The following is a 15,149-nucleotide window of genomic DNA, read 5'->3' on the forward strand; positions in this document are numbered from 1 at the left end:
GGCATCATGGCGTTTGAAGGATTGTCGGAAAGAATGCAATCGATAATGCGAAAACTGCGTGGCAAAGGGAAAGTGACCGAAGCCGACGTGAAGGAAGCGATGCGTGAAGTTCGCCTGGCTTTGCTGGAAGCGGATGTCAACTTCAGGGTTGTCAGGGATTTTGTCAACCGGGTGAAAGAACGCGTCGTGGGACAGGAAGTGATGAGAAGCCTCACTCCGGGTCAACAGGTGATCAAGGTGGTAAACGAAGAGTTGACCCAATTGATGGGGGGAGAGCGAAGCAAACTGAATCAGGCTTTGCGGTCGCCTACAGTCATTATGATGGTTGGATTGCAGGGGACCGGTAAAACCACGTCTTCCGGCAAATTGGCCCGTTATTTTCAAAAGCAGAACCGGCGTACCCTTCTGGTGGCAGGAGACGTTTACCGGCCGGCGGCGATTCGGCAGCTGGAGGTTTTGGGGGAAAGCCTGGATACACCCGTTTTTTCGCTGGGGGACCAGGAGAGCCCGGTTGTTATCGCCAGACGCGGGGTGGAAAAAGCCAGGGAGGAAGGTTTCGATTATGTCATCATCGATACAGCCGGACGCTTGCATATCGATGAAGAGATGATGGGTGAATTGAGGAAAATCCGCGAACAGGTATCTCCGGACGAAATCCTGCTGGTCGTGGATGCGATGACCGGACAGGATGCCGTCAACGTGGCGGAAAGTTTTAACCAGCAATTGGGATTAACCGGCGTTGTTTTGACCAAACTGGATGGAGATACACGGGGAGGAGCCGCCCTGTCGGTCAAGGCGGTCACCGATTGCCCGATCAAGTTTGTGGGGACGGGTGAAAAAACCGACGCCCTTGAACCGTTCTTCCCTGACCGGATGGCCTCCCGGATTCTGGGCATGGGCGATGTGCTCACGCTGATCGAAAAGGCACAGTCCGCGGTCGATCAGGAGAAAGCCAGGGATCTTGAGCGGAAGATGCGCACATTGACTTTCACCTTTGACGATTTTCTCGATCAGCTGCAACAGGTGCGCAAAATGGGGCCGCTTGAAGACATGCTTTCGATGCTGCCGGACGTGGGGCAGATGAAAGGTCTGAAAAACGTCCAGGTGGATGAAAAACAGCTGGTTCGTGTCGAGGCGATCATCCGTTCCATGACACCGCAGGAAAAATCCCATCCGGAGATTCTGAACGCCAGCAGGCGCAAACGGATTGCCAGGGGAAGCGGTACGACCGTCCAGGATGTGAACCGCCTGATCAAGCAGTTTAACGATATGAAAAAAATGATGAAGCAGTTTACACAGATGGCAAAAGGCAAGAAAAAGAAAAAACGCGGAGGTTTCCGCTTTCCATTTATGTCATGAATAACGGATTAATCATGGTGAGGAGGTGAGATTCATGGCAGTGAAAATTCGTCTGAGACGCATGGGGGCAAAAAAAGCTCCATTTTACCGCGTGGTTGTAGCTGATTCCCGCTCTCCCCGTGATGGACGCACGATTGACGAAATCGGTTACTACAACCCGATCACTGATCCCGCTACCGTTAAAATCGATGAAGAAAAAGCACTTTCCTGGCTGGCTAACGGTGCGCAACCTTCCGACACGGTTCGCAACTTGTTCCGTAAAGAAGGAATCCTGGAAAAAATGCATGAACAAAAAAGTGTCAAGAAATAACGTCTTCTTGATAGACAGGAGGACAAACCATGAAGGAACTGGTTGAATACATCGTAAAGGCGCTTGTTGACCATCCGGAGCAGATTCATGTTGATGAATATGAAAAGGATGGGATAACCGTCTACAGGCTGTCCGTTGCTGATGAGGACGTAGGCAAGGTAATCGGGAAACAGGGACGGATCATCCAGTCGATCCGAACCGTTGCGAAAGTGGCTGCCTGGAAGGAGAATAAACGGATATGGGTGGAACTCTCTTGAACTCCGAGTATCTGCTTGTTGGCCGAATTGTAGGTACCCATGGCATTCGCGGGGAAGTCCGAGTTCAGTCGAACACCGATTTTCCGGAAGTCCGCTTTGCTCCTGGAAACAGACTCATCCTTTTCCCGCCCGGTAAGCAGGACCCCATCTGGCTGATGGTGGAGAAAAGCCGTCCGCACAAATCTGTTTACCTGCTGAAGTTTCAGGAATGGAGCAGTATTGATCAGGCTGAGCCTTTTAAAAAGGGTCTGCTGGCAGTGACAAGGGAAAACCGGGTGCCTGTTGACGAAGAAGAAGGGGAATATTATTTTCACCAGATTATCGGGTTGACCGCGGTGACGACCGATGGGAAAGAAATCGGCGAGGTAAAGGAAATTCTGCCTCTGCCGGCCAATGATGTTTGGGTAGTCCGATCTGCTGAAACAGGGAAAGAGATCTTGATTCCTTATATTTCAGAGATTGTCAAAGATGTGGATCTCGGTCAGAAGCGCATCACGATTGAATGGATGGAAGGACTGGCTTAGTATTGGCACACATACGCTTTGATGTATTGACCCTTTTTCCTGAGATGTTTGGAGGATTCTTGCAATCAAGTATTATTCATAAGGCTCGCGAAAAAGGGCTGATTACCACCAATGTCGTTAATTTTCGCGACTATGCAACGGATCGCCACCGTACGGTGGATGATGTGCCGTATGGCGGCGGTGGCGGAATGGTATTGAAGCCGGAACCGTTGTTTCGGGCAGTCGATGACTTGACGCAAGGCCTACCACGTCCCCCCATTTTGTTGATGTCGCCGCAAGGTGAAACGTTCACGCAGAAAAAAGCAGAGCAATTGGCCAGGAATTCCCAGCTGATTATCCTTTGTGGACATTACGAAGGGTTTGATGAGCGAATCAGGGAGCACTTGGTAACGGAAGAAATCTCCATCGGTGATTATGTATTGACAGGCGGGGAACTGCCGGCCATGGTACTGATCGACAGCATCAGCCGCCTGGTGCCGGGAGTGCTCGGCAACAAAATGTCTGCGGTAACTGATTCCTTCTCGACAGGTCTCCTTGAGCATCCCCACTATACACGGCCAGCTGAATTTCGCGGTTTGAAAGTGCCGGAAATCCTTCTGTCCGGACATCATGCCAGGATTGAAAAATGGCGGCGGGAACAGTCGTTGCTGAGAACCTGGCAGAGGAGGCCGGACTTGCTTCAGACTGCTTTGCTGACTGAAGAGGATCACCTTTTTTTAAAGAATCTGTCCAGGAAGGCAGACCAGGATGATTAAATTGTATTCGATCATGTACTTATGGTAAAATAACTCCGTTCTATTCAGGAAAACGGGTATTGAGCAGTGAATCGAGAAAGGAGGTTGGATGGATATGCGTCCGATTATTCGTGAATTGACGGAAGATCAACTTCGCAAGGACATTCCCCAATTTCGTGCGGGGGATACGCTTCGCGTCCATGTGCGTGTTAAAGAGGGACAACGCGAGCGGATTCAGGTTTTTGAAGGTGTTGTGATCCAGCGTCGTGGCGGCGGTATTTCCGAAACATTTACCGTCCGCAAGATTTCCTATGGCGTTGGTGTGGAACGTACTTTCCCGCTGCATTCACCGCGTATTGAAAAAATCGAAGTGATTCGCCGTGGTAAAGTACGCCGTGCCAAACTGTATTACTTGCGCAAACTGCGTGGTAAAGCTGCCCGGATTAAAGAAATTCATCAAAAATAATAAGCTTAGGAAAAAGGGCTTGGAGTGTTTTCTCAAGCCCTTTTTCTCACATCCCGTTGCTATCAGGCCGAGTGGGGGGAAAAGCCGATGAACTCATACATCCCTCGTACAGAAAGAATCAGACAGGAGAGAATGGAATCAAAAGTGAGCAGAACTTTGGAATGGTTTCAGGCGTTTTCGGTTGCAGTGATTTTGGCGGTTGTTATTCGTTTGTTTGTATTTGAGCCATTTACGGTATCCGGTCCATCCATGCAGGAAACGATGGTTACCGGAGACTTGGTACTGGTCAACAAACTGGTCTATAAATTCAGGGAACCCAGGCGGGGAGAAATTGTTGTCTTTCATGCGAGTGAAGACAAGGATTTTATCAAACGGGTGATCGGATTGCCCGGTGAAACGGTGGAAGCAAAAAACAACAAGATCCTGATCAATGGCAAGATCGTCGAGGAGTCCTATATCGCCGATCATGTCCGCACCATGGACTTTGATGAAATAAAGGTGCCGCAAGGCAAGGTTTTCGTGTTGGGAGACAATCGGCTGAACAGTACGGACAGCCGGGCCATCGGTTCCATTTCCGTTTCCGACCTGGTTGGGCGGGCCGAATTTATTTACTGGCCATTAACTGATTTGAAAGAATTGTAATTGTTAAAAGTGAAGGAGTAGATCATGGCTCCTTCTTCTTTTGAGGAAAACTGGAAAAATTCCCCCTTACTGGCAAAAGAGTTGAAGAAGGTGATACAGATGGCCATTCAGTGGTTTCCGGGGCATATGGCAAAAGCGCGCAGGCAAGTGGAAGAGAAGCTGAAACTGGCAGATATCGTGTTTGAACTTTTGGATGCAAGGTTGCCGCTGTCGAGCAGAAATCCCATGATGGATGAAATCATCCAGGGAAAATCGCGAATCATCCTGCTGACGAAATGCGATTTGGCCGATGGCCGGGTAAACCAGGACTGGATCAGCTATTTTCAGGCACAGGGAGTCGCGGTCCTGCCGGTAGACGCCCAGACCGGCAAAGGGGTAAACCAGATCCTGCCCGCTTGTGAAACATTGTTGGCTCCCCTGTTTGCAAAGCGAGAAAAAAAGGGGATCAAGTCCCGCAAGTTTCGTGCTCTGGTGCTGGGAATTCCCAATGTGGGAAAGTCATCCCTGATCAACCGGCTGGCCAGAAGATCAAAAACGGTCACAGGAGACCGGCCCGGAGTGACGAAAGCGCAACAATGGATTCGTGTCGGCAAAAACATGGAGTTGCTGGATACTCCGGGGATCTTGTGGCCCAAATTTGACGATCCGGCCACAGGGTTGCGCCTGGCGGCAAGCGGGGCCATCAAGGAAGAGATTTTGCCGACGGATGAGGTGGCTTTGTACATATTGAATTATTTAAAAGAACGGTATCCGGAAGCCTTGGCGAAGCGGTACAAACTGGAACAAATCGGGGATCTGGACGGAATTTCGCTTATGGAAGCGATCGGGAAAAGGCGGGGCTGCCTGTTGCGCGGCGGAACCATCGATTACGATAAAACGGCTGATCTCGTCATCCATGAATTGAGATCAGGCCTTTTGGGAAGAATTTCCCTGGAATTTCCTGAAGATTGGAGAGAAGAAGAGGAGATGAAGGATGAAGGAGACGATCGCGGAAATTAAGAGATGGCTGGAGGCTAAGGAGCGGCTGACAGAAGAGGAACTGGCCCGGTTGCAAGACGATCCCAGAGTCGGTGTACGCAAATTGGCCGCCCGGTATATGAGAGAGCAGAATCGCCACCAGAAAGAGCAGGCGCGGTTGGAAAAGATGTGGCATTATGAAAAGCAATTTCGCCAGCGGGGTCTGTCGCTGATCGCCGGGATCGATGAGGCGGGCAGGGGGCCTCTGGCCGGTCCTGTGGTCGCAGCCGCAGTCATGTTGCCCGAACAGTTCCAGGCGGAAGGATTGAACGATTCCAAGCAGTTGACGGCAGAAGAACGCCAGCGGTTGAGGGATCGTATCGAGGCCGAAGCAATTGCTATCGGGATCGGGATGGTGGATGCCAGTGAGATCGACCGCTGCAATATTCTGCAGGCAACCTTTCAGGCAATGCGGATTGCGGTCAGCCAGCTGGATCCTGCTCCGGAAATCGTGCTGGTGGATGCCGTGACCATTCCCAATCTGTCTGTTCCCCAACAGGGGATTATCAAGGGAGATTCCCTTAGCCACTCCATCGCGGCCGCATCGGTGATTGCCAAAACCACCCGGGACGAGTGGATGGCTGAAATCGCAAAAAAGTATCCCGTTTACGGGTTTGAGCGGAATATGGGATATGGCACTTCCGAGCATCTCAAGGCACTCTACGAATACGGTCCGTCACCGGTCCACCGGCGCAGTTTTGCTCCTGTCCGTTCCGCACTGGAGGAGCAGGGAGAGCAGCTTTCTTTATTGGGGGAGAAAACATGAGCGGTGACATGAGAAAACGGGTGGGCCGCCAGGGAGAGGAACTGGCCGCACGGTACCTGCAGGAAAACGGCTATCAGATCATTGACCAAAACTGGACAACTCGCCAGGGTGAACTGGATATCATTGCCCTGAAAGGCCAGCAATTGGTGTTTGTTGAAGTAAGGACGACGCAAAGCGGCAAATTCGGGTATGGCCTGGAATCTGTCGGTTACCGGAAACAGGAGAAATTAAGACAGTTGGCATTGCAGTATTTACGGGAAAATCCTGTGTATTATGGATCATTTCGCTTTGATGTCATCTCCGTTCTATGGGACAGGCAGGGAATGCGGACAGAAGTGCAGCATATTGAAGGAGCGTTTTGAATACATAAAAACCACCACTTCCTTGATGACGGGGATCGTGGTGGTTTTGTCCCGGAAAAAGGGATCATATCAGCAAATGGAAAAGATGGGGATCGTTATTGATTTCAATATAGGGAAAGCCTTTCCTGTTCATCCGTTCGATCAGGGAAGGATAATCTTCCCGGTATTTCAGTTCGATTCCGACCAGAGCGGGTCCGTTCTCCTTGTTGTTCTTCTTCGTATACTCAAACCGGGTGATATCATCGTTTTCGCCAAGCACATCGTCAAGAAACTCGCGCAGCGCTCCGGCCCGTTGCGGGAAATTGATGATGAAATAGTGTTTGAGTCCTTCATAAATCAGGGAACGTTCTTTCATTTCCTGCATACGGTCGATATCATTGTTGCCGCCGCTGATGATGCAGACTACATTTTTCCTCCTGATCTGTTCCCGGTAAAAGTCAAGCGCAGAGACTGCCAGCGCTCCGGCTGGTTCGACAACGATGGCGTTCTGGTTATACAGGTTTAAAATGGTGGTACATACTTTCCCTTCCGGCACCGCAATCACTTCATCCACATGTTCCTGGCAGATTTTAAAGGTCAGATCCCCTACCCGTTTGACAGCCGCCCCATCCACAAACGGGTCAATCTGTTCCAAATTCACTATCTGGCCGGTTTTCAGCGACTCCTTCATGCTTTGGGCACCGGCCGGTTCAACACCGATCACCCTGGTTTGCGGGTATACGCTTTTGATATAGGAGCTGACGCCGGAAATCAGCCCGCCGCCGCCAATCGTTACAAATACATAATCCGGGGGCTGTTTCAGGTCATTGAGAATTTCGATCCCGATCGTACCCTGACCGACGATCGTCCGGTAATCATCAAACGGATGGATAAAGGACATTTGATGTTCCTCGACATAGGCCATTGCCTGATGAAACGAATCATCAAACGTATCGCCCGTCAGGATCACTTCCACAAACTCCCCGCCATAATGCTTGACCTGGTTGATTTTTTGCCGCGGTGTCGTGGTCGGCATGAAAATTTTCCCGGGAATGCCGAGATGATGGCAGGAATAGGCGACCCCTTGCGCATGGTTTCCCGCACTTGCACAGACAATGCCCCGCCTTCTCTCTTCTTCGGAAAGGCAGCAAATTGTGTTATAGGCGCCCCGAATCTTGAATGAACGAACGATTTGCAAATCTTCCCGTTTTAAATGAATGTCACATTCATATTTGTCAGACAGAAGGCGGTTATGTTCAAGTGGTGTGTGCACACACACTTTTTTCAATCTCTGGCTGGCAATGAGAATATCCTCTACTTTAATTTGTTCAGCGTGAACTTCATCCAACACTTTGCTCATCTCAACTCATCCTTTGGCTTTTTGGTATTTAATAAATTATTTTAGCACAGTCCTTGAAATTTTGGGAATATTGATTGCAAAACATTAATAAAGAATCATCAAAATTAAAAAACGACATCTGTCCCGGAAAAATAAAAAAGCGCCAATAATCTGGCGCACAAACGAAAAAAGCGGATTTCCTGAGGGGATTCTGGTTCTGTTTTCGTTTCTTCAGGGAAATGGCCGGGAATCCGGTCAACCCCAAAGCGTTTCGCCTGCTTAGGCTTCTTCGAAGTCCCTGCTCTAAAAATGCTTCTCAGGCAAATACCTGGAAAGAAATTGTCAAATGCTGTCTTTAACAGTGCCGACAGCGAATCAGGACAGCTTCACCCGGTTTCAGATGCAGACGATTCCAGCGTTTGATCCGGTGTCCGCAGATAACAATAGCCTTGCTTCGGCCACAACGGACTTTTACTGCTTCACCCGGGTCCAGAAAACAGGTTTTCTTGTGTTTTGCATGAGGGCAACATTTGACCAGCACCGATTCCCCCCGTCTTAAACAGACCACTTTTCTTTTCCTTCGATGCGGATCCAGTACGACCCGCTTTACTTTGTGATCTTTCATATATTGTCTCCTCCCGCCTTTTGGTAGGATCTTTTCAAGATCCACTATTAATCTATGAAAAACCGGAAGTGCCTGTTTGTATGGAAGTCCAGTAAAATAGAAAAGGGCTTCGGATGAATTTGTGAAACGTATGCCAATTCAACTGTTGGGGATGGTTGATAAATGGTCGTTAACATAATTAGAGGAGGTAATTTCGCTTAATGGGAATTTGAAAGAAACTGAATTGTCTCGTTTATTGGAAGAAAAGCGGGTTATCATCGGTTCCGACGATTAGTGCGTTATTAACTGGATATCCGAAACAGATGAAGGCTGCTATATTGGATGTTTTATGTAAACGCTTTCCCTGATGCTCAATCCAGACAATCCGTCGATCTCTTGTATGTACTTCGCTGATCTGGTCGAAGCCAAGTCAGAGAGGTTTACTTTAAAAGGAAACAGTTAAAGTGCTCCGGTGTTCCGGTGTTTGACTGCATGCCGGATAACAATATCGTCACCTCTGGTAGCCCCCGGAGAATCAGTGACACCGAATATTCTGATACAACTTTTTGCCATAGCTGGATTTTCTGTTTCACAGGCAAAAAATCAAGTCGTTAATGAGAATATAGAACGATTTATAGAATGGCTTAATAGCTGCACTTGTCTGGGGATTGTATCGTACCTGGGAGAAATTGTAACCTGGGCTATCGTACTCATTCCCTTGACAATCGTTGGTACCTGCAAGGACAGTTCCCGAAATTTCATTATAAAAATGTCAAGTGCCCTGGACGGTGCCTGGGGCATACCTTTTGCCAATTCAAAGATATAAAATTATTTTTTTGGAAAATTGTAATATCATTCAGAGTAAGTTTATTGATTCGTTAGATTTGGTTCACTATACTGAATTTGTGAATAAAATCATTTTGGGGATACAGAAAGGATTTGCAATGCGCTTAACGATTTATATTCAGCCTGGTTCGCCATTGGTTTTGCCGCTTAATTATCAGGAAGTGCTGCAAAGTTTTATTTATGACCATTCCTGACAAGCTGTTTACCTACTGTTTTCATGAATCCGGCTACCAGTACAGAAGACAAAAGTTTAAACTGTTTACATTCAGCCGATTGCTGGGGAGGGGGAAGATAAGCCTCAGACAGAAAAAATCCGTTTTGAAAGACAGCTGAGGTGGCAAATCAGCTCCTGTTTGCCGGGATTTGTAAAGGAATTTGGTCAAAGCCTGCTAATGAAAGATTTTTACTATCTCAACGGGCAACCATTCAAAATCAACAGGATTCACTATGAAACGGTTACGGTAAACCAACCGGCGTGTGTCGTCCAGATGTTATCACCCATTACCGTACATAACACGTTTGTATCCGATACCGGCCATAAAACCACGCACTATTTCTCACCCTGCGACCCGGCATTTGTCCACCTGATCAATCAAAACCTCTCCCGAAAATATTTCGCCTGTTACGGAAAACCCATCCCCGGAAAAATCCGGATCACACCGCTTCATGTAAGTTGCCGGGACAGAGTGTTTATCCGCTTTAAAGGTTTGATGATCGAAGCGTGGAATGGGCTGTATTTACTTGAGGGAGATCCGAAAGCGCTCACATTTGCCTGTGCAGTGGGCCTGGGCAGGAGAAATTCCAGCGGGTTCGGCTTGCCGCAGAGGATAACAGTTTCTGCCGGGACAAAGCGCATGCCGCGAAAATTTGTACCCGTTTTAAACTTGCATAATGGAAGACACCTTTCAGATATCGGCCTCAGCCATCTCATGCTGAAAAGAGAATTGAAGAGAGAAGTTACTCCAGGAAGACCCCATTGTTGTACAATTGAGGCAAGTATTAAAATAGGAGAGCGAACTGGAAAAGGTGGGAACCAACATACTTTATAGCCGGGTGTTGAAAACAAACTGTCGTCGACCTCCAGTAGAGAAGTAAACCCCGGGGATCGACGACACTGAATATTCTTACAAATGCTTTGAAAAAGCGCATCATTATTGGATTTTTTATTTTTTAGTTCAAAAATAAGTTAGTTAAGAGGAAAATGGAATCGTTTATAGAATGGCTTAATAGCAACACTTTTTGGGGTTTGGATCGTACCTGTAAGGAATTGAAACACAACTCGGTAATGAGCATCACGTCCATTTTTAGACCGTTTGGATCGTACCTGTAAGGAATTGAAACTATCCATCGGCCGGAAGAAATATTCTCTGGCCGGATAGTTTGGATCGTACCTGTAAGGAATTGAAACTTTATCTCCTCCCGCAAATTCCGCGATGAATTCCGGTTTGGATCGTACCTGTAAGGAATTGAAACTGGTATCCTCCAGGTCCGCCAAACGTGGCGCCATCGGTTTGGATCGTACCTGTAAGGAATTGAAACAGACATTTAGCACAATATTTGTGCCCATCTCTCGGGTTTGGATCGTACCTGTAAGGAATTGAAACGATGAAAGTCTTGCATTGCCGGAGCACGTCCAAAACGTTTGGATCGTACCTGTAAGGAATTGAAACTCGGAAAGTGGTGATCGGGTGAGGCTCAACCTTGATATTGTTTGGATCGTACCTGTAAGGAATTGAAACAGCACTTGCCATTCCGCATCATACCCCAGCTCATCGTTTGGATCGTACCTGTAAGGAATTGAAACATTTGGTAAAGTCTTTGATCGTATAGGGTTCAAACTGTTTGGATCGTACCTATGAGGAATCTTGGCGAAAAAACCGTTAGGAATTTTAAAGGAGAAGTACAGGTGCCCACATAGCGTATTGACACTTTTTTCTCTGAGAAGAGAAAATAGAGACCCAAACCGGAAAGTTTGGCTGGAGGTTTCGTTTGGATGAAAACCCCAATTCGATGGATCGTTGTCCTCCTGATCGCCGTGGGGGGATGCGGCCTTTTCGGCAGTGGAACAGGTTATGCCAACCCGGACGGCGGCAGTTTTGAAGTTCCGGACGTACAAAAAGACTTTGACCAATTTGAACAGGCACCCCAATCGCAAACAGAAACACCAAATCTGAAAGATCAAGGATGAATGGTGGAAGTAAATTGTCGTCGACCAGGAGTAGAGGAGTAAACCCCGGGGATCGACGACACGGAATATTCTGATAGTTATTTTGAAAGTTGGCATATTTACCGGATTCTTTGTTTAGGAAGCAAAAAACAGCCAAGTAAAGAGGAATTTTGGGCAAATTGTCGAATGGCTTAATAGCGGCACTTTTTGGGGTTTGGATCGTACCTATGAGGAATTGAAACTCGTTCCGTCTTTTCTTTGAAAGTTTCCGTCGATGGTTTGGATCGTACCTATGAGGAATTGAAACCTAAACAACTGATCACGTTGTTTACGGCGGTTCGAAGTTTGGATCGTACCTATGAGGAATTGAAACATTCTTGAAACCACTGGGAAGCCGCTTGGATCGCTTTGAGTTTGGATCGTACCTATGAGGAATTGAAACTACCACGGAGGGATACAGGATGGGAGCTGTAGCGAAAGTTTGGATCGTACCTATGAGGAATTGAAACCCCTGAATTGACATGATGATCATGTCCTGCAATTCAGTTTGGATCGTACCTATGAGGAATTGAAACGCAAGATGCCAACCGCGCCATTCGATATGCTCAGTGCGTTTGGATCGTACCTATGAGGAATTGAAACCGAGTTCCAAGCAAAACAGACATAGAAGCTGGCACGTTTGGATCGTACCTATGAGGAATTGAAACCAATCCCTGTTTCGTCAGGCACTCGCTACACCTCCTAGTTTGGATCGTACCTATGAGGAATTGAAACACGCAATTGTAGAGGAACCGGGACGGGAACTGTTCTATAGTTTAGATCGTACCTATAAGGAATTGAAAACACCGTTACCCACGCGTTGCTCTTGCATCCCAGGAGAGTTTAGATCGTGCTTATTAATAAAAAGAGAGCCGTCCTTTTGAATTTCCGCATAAAATACTTCTTCTATAGACTGAATTCCATTTTTTCTTAACTCCTCACGAACCCACGCTTCATACAAATTCAGTTCCTTTAAATTCTTCTTTACGATTTTCCCGTCTGAAATGATTTCCGAAGGAAAATAAATAAAAGGCGGGACAGGAACATTCAGGTCTTGCTTTGTAACGGTTTGTTGGGGCTCTTTTTTGAGCACCCTCAATTTTCCATTTGGTTCCAGGATGGCATAATGCACATCCTGAACACTGAATACTTGCTGCTCCCTGAGCATCATGCTTAAATCGTCAATATTCAGGCGGACGGCTTTAAGAGTTTCTTTCGAAATTTTGTCTTTTTTATGACAATTGTCGGTTGACCATCCGGCAGAATCCGGGCTTTGTTTGATTTAAGCCCAATATACCCCACAAATATGGTGAGAATCACCCACCAGATCAAACTGACAAGTCCGTTGAAAAACGGCGTTTTGCTCTCCCCCGCAATATCTGCGGCAATCGAACCGATGGTGATTCCTGCAATATAGTTAAAGAAAGTCAGGTGACTCAGTTGCTTTTTTTCCAGGATTCTTGCCAAAACCAGCAATACAAGAAAAGTGATGAATGTCCTTAGCTTCATTTCCCAAAAATCAATTACCAAAAACTCATCCACGGCCGTTCCTCCTGTTTGCTTTTGCTTTCCCGGATACAAACTTTCCGGCATTGTTCATGAAAAGATCGGCAGGACTTGGTTTATTAAACAAAAATCCTCCTTTTTTATGCAAAAAGGAGGATGCACCCGTGTATGTAAAACCTCAAAAAAATCTGCCCGCAAATCTGAAAATATCCCCAAATAACAAGAAGAAGTTGTTACAGCGGAACTGAAACCGACGAACATTAATCTTTCAAATTCCCGTATCCAAACAACGTTGGCAAATTTAAAATAAATTTTATTAAATAATCAGAATATCAGGAGAAAATATCAACCGTTTTGCCGCTGATCACATACACCCCTTTGTCCAATTCGATGACTGTGCTGTTTAAAAAGTCAATATTGATTTTCTCTCCGTTTTTGGCGCGCAGAGAGACAGTGACGGGTTTGATGGGTTGGATCTTCACGCTTAACACCACTTTTCCTCTTTTGTGTTCCGCGTCATAATACTGTTTTGTTTCCAAAGCGACGTTGTATCTTGGATTGGATTTTAATTCATCCAAAAAAATATTCAACTGATCAGAATCTCCCGATGCATATATTTTGAACATACACATCTTACCTCCCATCAATTTTTGAAAAAACAATGCCTGGAGTAAATAATTGGTTGTGTGTATATTTTAACCTTTTTAAAATAATTTTAAAAGTATTTCTAATTTTTATTTTTGTCTTGCTTTTTCCGGGATTTTGCGTTATTTATTAATCAATAATTGAGTATTTTACATATATCCAATATTGTTTTTGGACACAGATAGGAGGTTTATATGGGAAAAGGAATCCATCAGCTTGACCTGGTAGTAATTGGTGAGGTATTAAAGAAGAAGAGAAGAGAGCAGCATAAAATTCTGGAAGATTTGGCGGATGAAAAGGTGTCAACGTCCACACTGAGTAATATTGAAAGAGGCCTTCCCATTGTCAATGCCGACAAGATTTATTATTATGCCCATAAGCTGGGAGTTGATCTGGATGAATATGCAAAAGTGCTGAAGCAGACTTCCCAAAAGAACGAGCGATTTGACCTGATCCTGACCTCCATCCAGAATTCGATTGATCTGGGTGATATGGAAGAAGGGCTGGAAAGGCTGCAATCACTGTCGATTCCTGAATCATCGGTCTATCATGTCCACAAGCTGTATCTGCTGGGCCGATATTATTTGATTAAAAAAAGACTGCAGAAGTCACAAGCATATTTCTCCGATACCCTCCGCCTGGTTGACCGTTATCCCAGTCTGGCCAAAACCAATCTGAAAGCCGTCTGTTATTATGACTTGAGCCGGGTTTTTTATTACAAAAATCAATTTCAAAATGCCCTCAGTTATACTGAACAGGGAATCAATTCGTTTGTTCCGGGCGGCGGCAAAAAGCATATCATCCATTCCCTGAGGCTCGGCAAAGCTATTTATCTGGAAAAGCTGGATCGGTTGGATGAGTCTTTGCAAACGCTGGATGAGATGTGGGCAGATTATGATGCCATCAAAAGCATTTATGTTTTGCTTAATATTTATGACATAAAATCAAATATTCTAAAAAAGCAAAAAAGATTTAAGGAAGCGATTGGAATCGCTCTGGAGGGAATTGAATGGGCCAGAGTCAATCTGGTGTATGAACGGTCGTTTGAACTGTGGACAACGCTGGGCAGCATTTATTTGCAGCTGAATGAACTGGAAGAAGCGGAGAACTGCGTAAAAACGGCCCTCAGTTTAAAGAAGAAAATCGGCAATGAGTATCTGTTTGTCAATAGCTATACGCAACTGGGATTGTTGAATATCAAAAAAGAAAAATGGGAAGAAGCTTATGCCGCCCTGCAGGAAGCGGTCCGACTGGGCGAAAAGACCAATGATGCGCAAAAATATACGAATGCGCTGATTGTGCTCGGTGACTGGTACCAACTGAGACAGAAGTATCCGGAAGCGGTACGCACCTACCAGAAAGCCAATGAACTGGCCATCAAACATGGGTTTACCAAACAGCGTAAAATGGCATTGCTGGAATTGAGCAAATGCTGGAAACAGCTGGATGAAGCTGAGTTTGTAAGCAGTCTTGAAAGCCTGTTCGAGGTCGAGTTACAATTGCTCCAAGATCGGATATTATAGGAGGTTTAGGTAATGGTTAAATATTTTATTAGCGACCCTCCACAAGAATAATGGATGAACAAAA

At 46.3% G+C, this 15,149-nt stretch carries 17 protein-coding genes, 1 pseudogene and 2 CRISPR repeat arrays; of the genes and pseudogenes, 14 read left to right on the plus strand and 4 right to left on the minus strand.

Features of this window, described 5'->3' with window-relative positions; translation table 11 throughout:
- Positions 1 to 6 precede the first annotated feature (6 nt).
- The 10 genes from ffh to H2C83_RS09130 all read left to right on the plus strand — a co-directional run bounded on the left by ffh (position 7) and on the right by H2C83_RS09130 (position 6,437).
- Positions 7 to 1,359, plus strand: a complete 1,353-nt coding sequence (ffh, locus tag H2C83_RS09085; RefSeq protein WP_181739949.1) for a signal recognition particle protein — start codon at positions 7 to 9, stop codon at positions 1,357 to 1,359.
- 34 nt (positions 1,360 to 1,393) lie between these two features.
- A complete protein-coding gene (gene rpsP / locus H2C83_RS09090) occupies positions 1,394 to 1,669 on the plus strand; it encodes a 30S ribosomal protein S16 (protein ID WP_181739952.1) in 276 nt (91 codons plus the stop codon).
- Positions 1,670 to 1,698: 29 nt separating this feature from the next.
- The gene (locus H2C83_RS09095; RefSeq protein WP_181739954.1) at positions 1,699 to 1,926 is read left to right on the plus strand and encodes a KH domain-containing protein; all 228 of its coding nucleotides are present in this window, start codon (positions 1,699 to 1,701) and stop codon (positions 1,924 to 1,926) included.
- A complete protein-coding gene (gene rimM / locus H2C83_RS09100) occupies positions 1,923 to 2,450 on the plus strand; it encodes a ribosome maturation factor RimM (RefSeq protein ID WP_312853887.1) in 528 nt (175 codons plus the stop codon). The genes H2C83_RS09095 and rimM overlap by 4 nt, the downstream gene beginning before the upstream one ends.
- An 11-nt stretch (positions 2,451 to 2,461) precedes the next feature.
- Positions 2,462 to 3,205, plus strand: a complete 744-nt coding sequence (gene trmD, locus H2C83_RS09105) for a tRNA (guanosine(37)-N1)-methyltransferase TrmD (RefSeq protein ID WP_181740168.1) — start codon at positions 2,462 to 2,464, stop codon at positions 3,203 to 3,205.
- Positions 3,206 to 3,299: 94 nt separating this feature from the next.
- A complete protein-coding gene (rplS, locus tag H2C83_RS09110; RefSeq protein ID WP_181740170.1) occupies positions 3,300 to 3,650 on the plus strand; it encodes a 50S ribosomal protein L19 in 351 nt (116 codons plus the stop codon).
- An 87-nt stretch (positions 3,651 to 3,737) separates the two neighbouring features.
- Positions 3,738 to 4,292, plus strand: coding sequence for a signal peptidase I (gene lepB / locus H2C83_RS09115; RefSeq protein WP_181739958.1), 555 nt, complete (start codon positions 3,738 to 3,740; stop codon positions 4,290 to 4,292).
- A 99-nt stretch (positions 4,293 to 4,391) separates the two neighbouring features.
- The gene (ylqF, locus tag H2C83_RS09120) at positions 4,392 to 5,291 is read left to right on the plus strand and encodes a ribosome biogenesis GTPase YlqF (RefSeq protein WP_181740172.1); all 900 of its coding nucleotides are present in this window, start codon (positions 4,392 to 4,394) and stop codon (positions 5,289 to 5,291) included.
- On the plus strand, positions 5,266 to 6,075 hold the full coding sequence (gene rnhB, locus H2C83_RS09125) for a ribonuclease HII (protein WP_181739960.1): 810 nt from the start codon (positions 5,266 to 5,268) through the stop codon (positions 6,073 to 6,075). The genes ylqF and rnhB overlap by 26 nt, the downstream gene beginning before the upstream one ends.
- A complete protein-coding gene (locus H2C83_RS09130; RefSeq protein ID WP_181739962.1) occupies positions 6,072 to 6,437 on the plus strand; it encodes a YraN family protein in 366 nt (121 codons plus the stop codon). The genes rnhB and H2C83_RS09130 overlap by 4 nt, the downstream gene beginning before the upstream one ends.
- Before the next feature lie 64 nt (positions 6,438 to 6,501).
- On the opposite strand, the gene ilvA is transcribed toward H2C83_RS09130, so the two are convergent.
- Positions 6,502 to 7,776 carry a threonine ammonia-lyase IlvA gene (gene ilvA / locus H2C83_RS09135; protein ID WP_181739964.1) on the minus strand — a complete coding sequence of 425 codons (1,275 nt, stop codon included), beginning with the start codon at positions 7,774 to 7,776 and terminating at the stop codon, positions 6,502 to 6,504.
- Positions 7,777 to 8,110: 334 nt separating this feature from the next.
- On the minus strand, positions 8,111 to 8,380 hold the full coding sequence (locus H2C83_RS09140) for a hypothetical protein (protein WP_181739966.1): 270 nt from the start codon (positions 8,378 to 8,380) through the stop codon (positions 8,111 to 8,113).
- 815 nt (positions 8,381 to 9,195) lie between these two features.
- Between H2C83_RS09140 and H2C83_RS09145 the strand changes: the two genes are divergently transcribed.
- The 3 genes from H2C83_RS09145 to H2C83_RS09155 all read left to right on the plus strand — a co-directional run bounded on the left by H2C83_RS09145 (position 9,196) and on the right by H2C83_RS09155 (position 11,393).
- Entirely contained in the window at positions 9,196 to 9,399 is a 204-nt protein-coding gene (locus H2C83_RS09145) for a hypothetical protein (protein ID WP_181739968.1), read from the plus strand.
- Between the two features lie 78 nt (positions 9,400 to 9,477).
- Positions 9,478 to 10,254 (plus strand): CRISPR-associated endoribonuclease Cas6, encoded by a 777-nt coding sequence (gene cas6 / locus H2C83_RS09150; RefSeq protein WP_312853893.1) that lies wholly within the window; start codon positions 9,478 to 9,480, stop codon positions 10,252 to 10,254.
- Between the two features lie 195 nt (positions 10,255 to 10,449).
- Positions 10,450 to 11,076: direct repeats of the CRISPR family, unit length 30 nt; unit sequence GTTTGGATCGTACCTGTAAGGAATTGAAAC.
- A gap of 122 nt (positions 11,077 to 11,198) precedes the next feature.
- Positions 11,199 to 11,393, plus strand: a complete 195-nt coding sequence (locus tag H2C83_RS09155) for a hypothetical protein (protein ID WP_181739970.1) — start codon at positions 11,199 to 11,201, stop codon at positions 11,391 to 11,393.
- A 191-nt stretch (positions 11,394 to 11,584) separates the two neighbouring features.
- Positions 11,585 to 12,215: direct repeats of the CRISPR family, unit length 30 nt; unit sequence GTTTGGATCGTACCTATGAGGAATTGAAAC.
- Positions 12,216 to 12,264: 49 nt separating this feature from the next.
- Here the strand turns inward: H2C83_RS09155 and H2C83_RS18680 are convergent.
- Positions 12,265 to 12,920: pseudogene (locus H2C83_RS18680) on the minus strand (YetF domain-containing protein); the annotation flags it as partial.
- Positions 12,921 to 13,249: 329 nt separating this feature from the next.
- A complete protein-coding gene (locus H2C83_RS09170) occupies positions 13,250 to 13,543 on the minus strand; it encodes a hypothetical protein (RefSeq protein ID WP_181739974.1) in 294 nt (97 codons plus the stop codon).
- Between the two features lie 213 nt (positions 13,544 to 13,756).
- Between H2C83_RS09170 and H2C83_RS09175 the strand changes: the two genes are divergently transcribed.
- On the plus strand, positions 13,757 to 15,085 hold the full coding sequence (locus tag H2C83_RS09175; RefSeq protein WP_181739977.1) for a helix-turn-helix domain-containing protein: 1,329 nt from the start codon (positions 13,757 to 13,759) through the stop codon (positions 15,083 to 15,085).
- Positions 15,086 to 15,149 lie beyond the last annotated feature (64 nt).

Source organism: Thermoactinomyces mirandus (genome assembly GCF_013868055.1).
GTDB classification, from domain to species: domain Bacteria; phylum Bacillota; class Bacilli; order Thermoactinomycetales; family Thermoactinomycetaceae; genus Thermoactinomyces; species Thermoactinomyces mirandus.

Coding starts and splice junctions, on each gene's coding strand:
- ffh (WP_181739949.1), top strand. CDS start 7: ATGGCGTTTGAAGGATTGTCGGAAAGAATGCAATCGATAATGCGAAAA.
- rpsP (WP_181739952.1), top strand. CDS start 1,394: ATGGCAGTGAAAATTCGTCTGAGACGCATGGGGGCAAAAAAAGCTCCA.
- H2C83_RS09095 (WP_181739954.1), top strand. CDS start 1,699: ATGAAGGAACTGGTTGAATACATCGTAAAGGCGCTTGTTGACCATCCG.
- rplS (WP_181740170.1), top strand. CDS start 3,300: ATGCGTCCGATTATTCGTGAATTGACGGAAGATCAACTTCGCAAGGAC.
- lepB (WP_181739958.1), top strand. CDS start 3,738: ATGAACTCATACATCCCTCGTACAGAAAGAATCAGACAGGAGAGAATG.
- ylqF (WP_181740172.1), top strand. CDS start 4,392: ATGGCCATTCAGTGGTTTCCGGGGCATATGGCAAAAGCGCGCAGGCAA.
- rnhB (WP_181739960.1), top strand. CDS start 5,266: ATGAAGGAGACGATCGCGGAAATTAAGAGATGGCTGGAGGCTAAGGAG.
- H2C83_RS09130 (WP_181739962.1), top strand. CDS start 6,072: ATGAGCGGTGACATGAGAAAACGGGTGGGCCGCCAGGGAGAGGAACTG.
- ilvA (WP_181739964.1), bottom strand. CDS start 7,776: ATGAGCAAAGTGTTGGATGAAGTTCACGCTGAACAAATTAAAGTAGAG.
- H2C83_RS09140 (WP_181739966.1), bottom strand. CDS start 8,380: ATGAAAGATCACAAAGTAAAGCGGGTCGTACTGGATCCGCATCGAAGG.
- H2C83_RS09155 (WP_181739970.1), top strand. CDS start 11,199: ATGAAAACCCCAATTCGATGGATCGTTGTCCTCCTGATCGCCGTGGGG.
- H2C83_RS09170 (WP_181739974.1), bottom strand. CDS start 13,543: ATGTTCAAAATATATGCATCGGGAGATTCTGATCAGTTGAATATTTTT.
- H2C83_RS09175 (WP_181739977.1), top strand. CDS start 13,757: ATGGGAAAAGGAATCCATCAGCTTGACCTGGTAGTAATTGGTGAGGTA.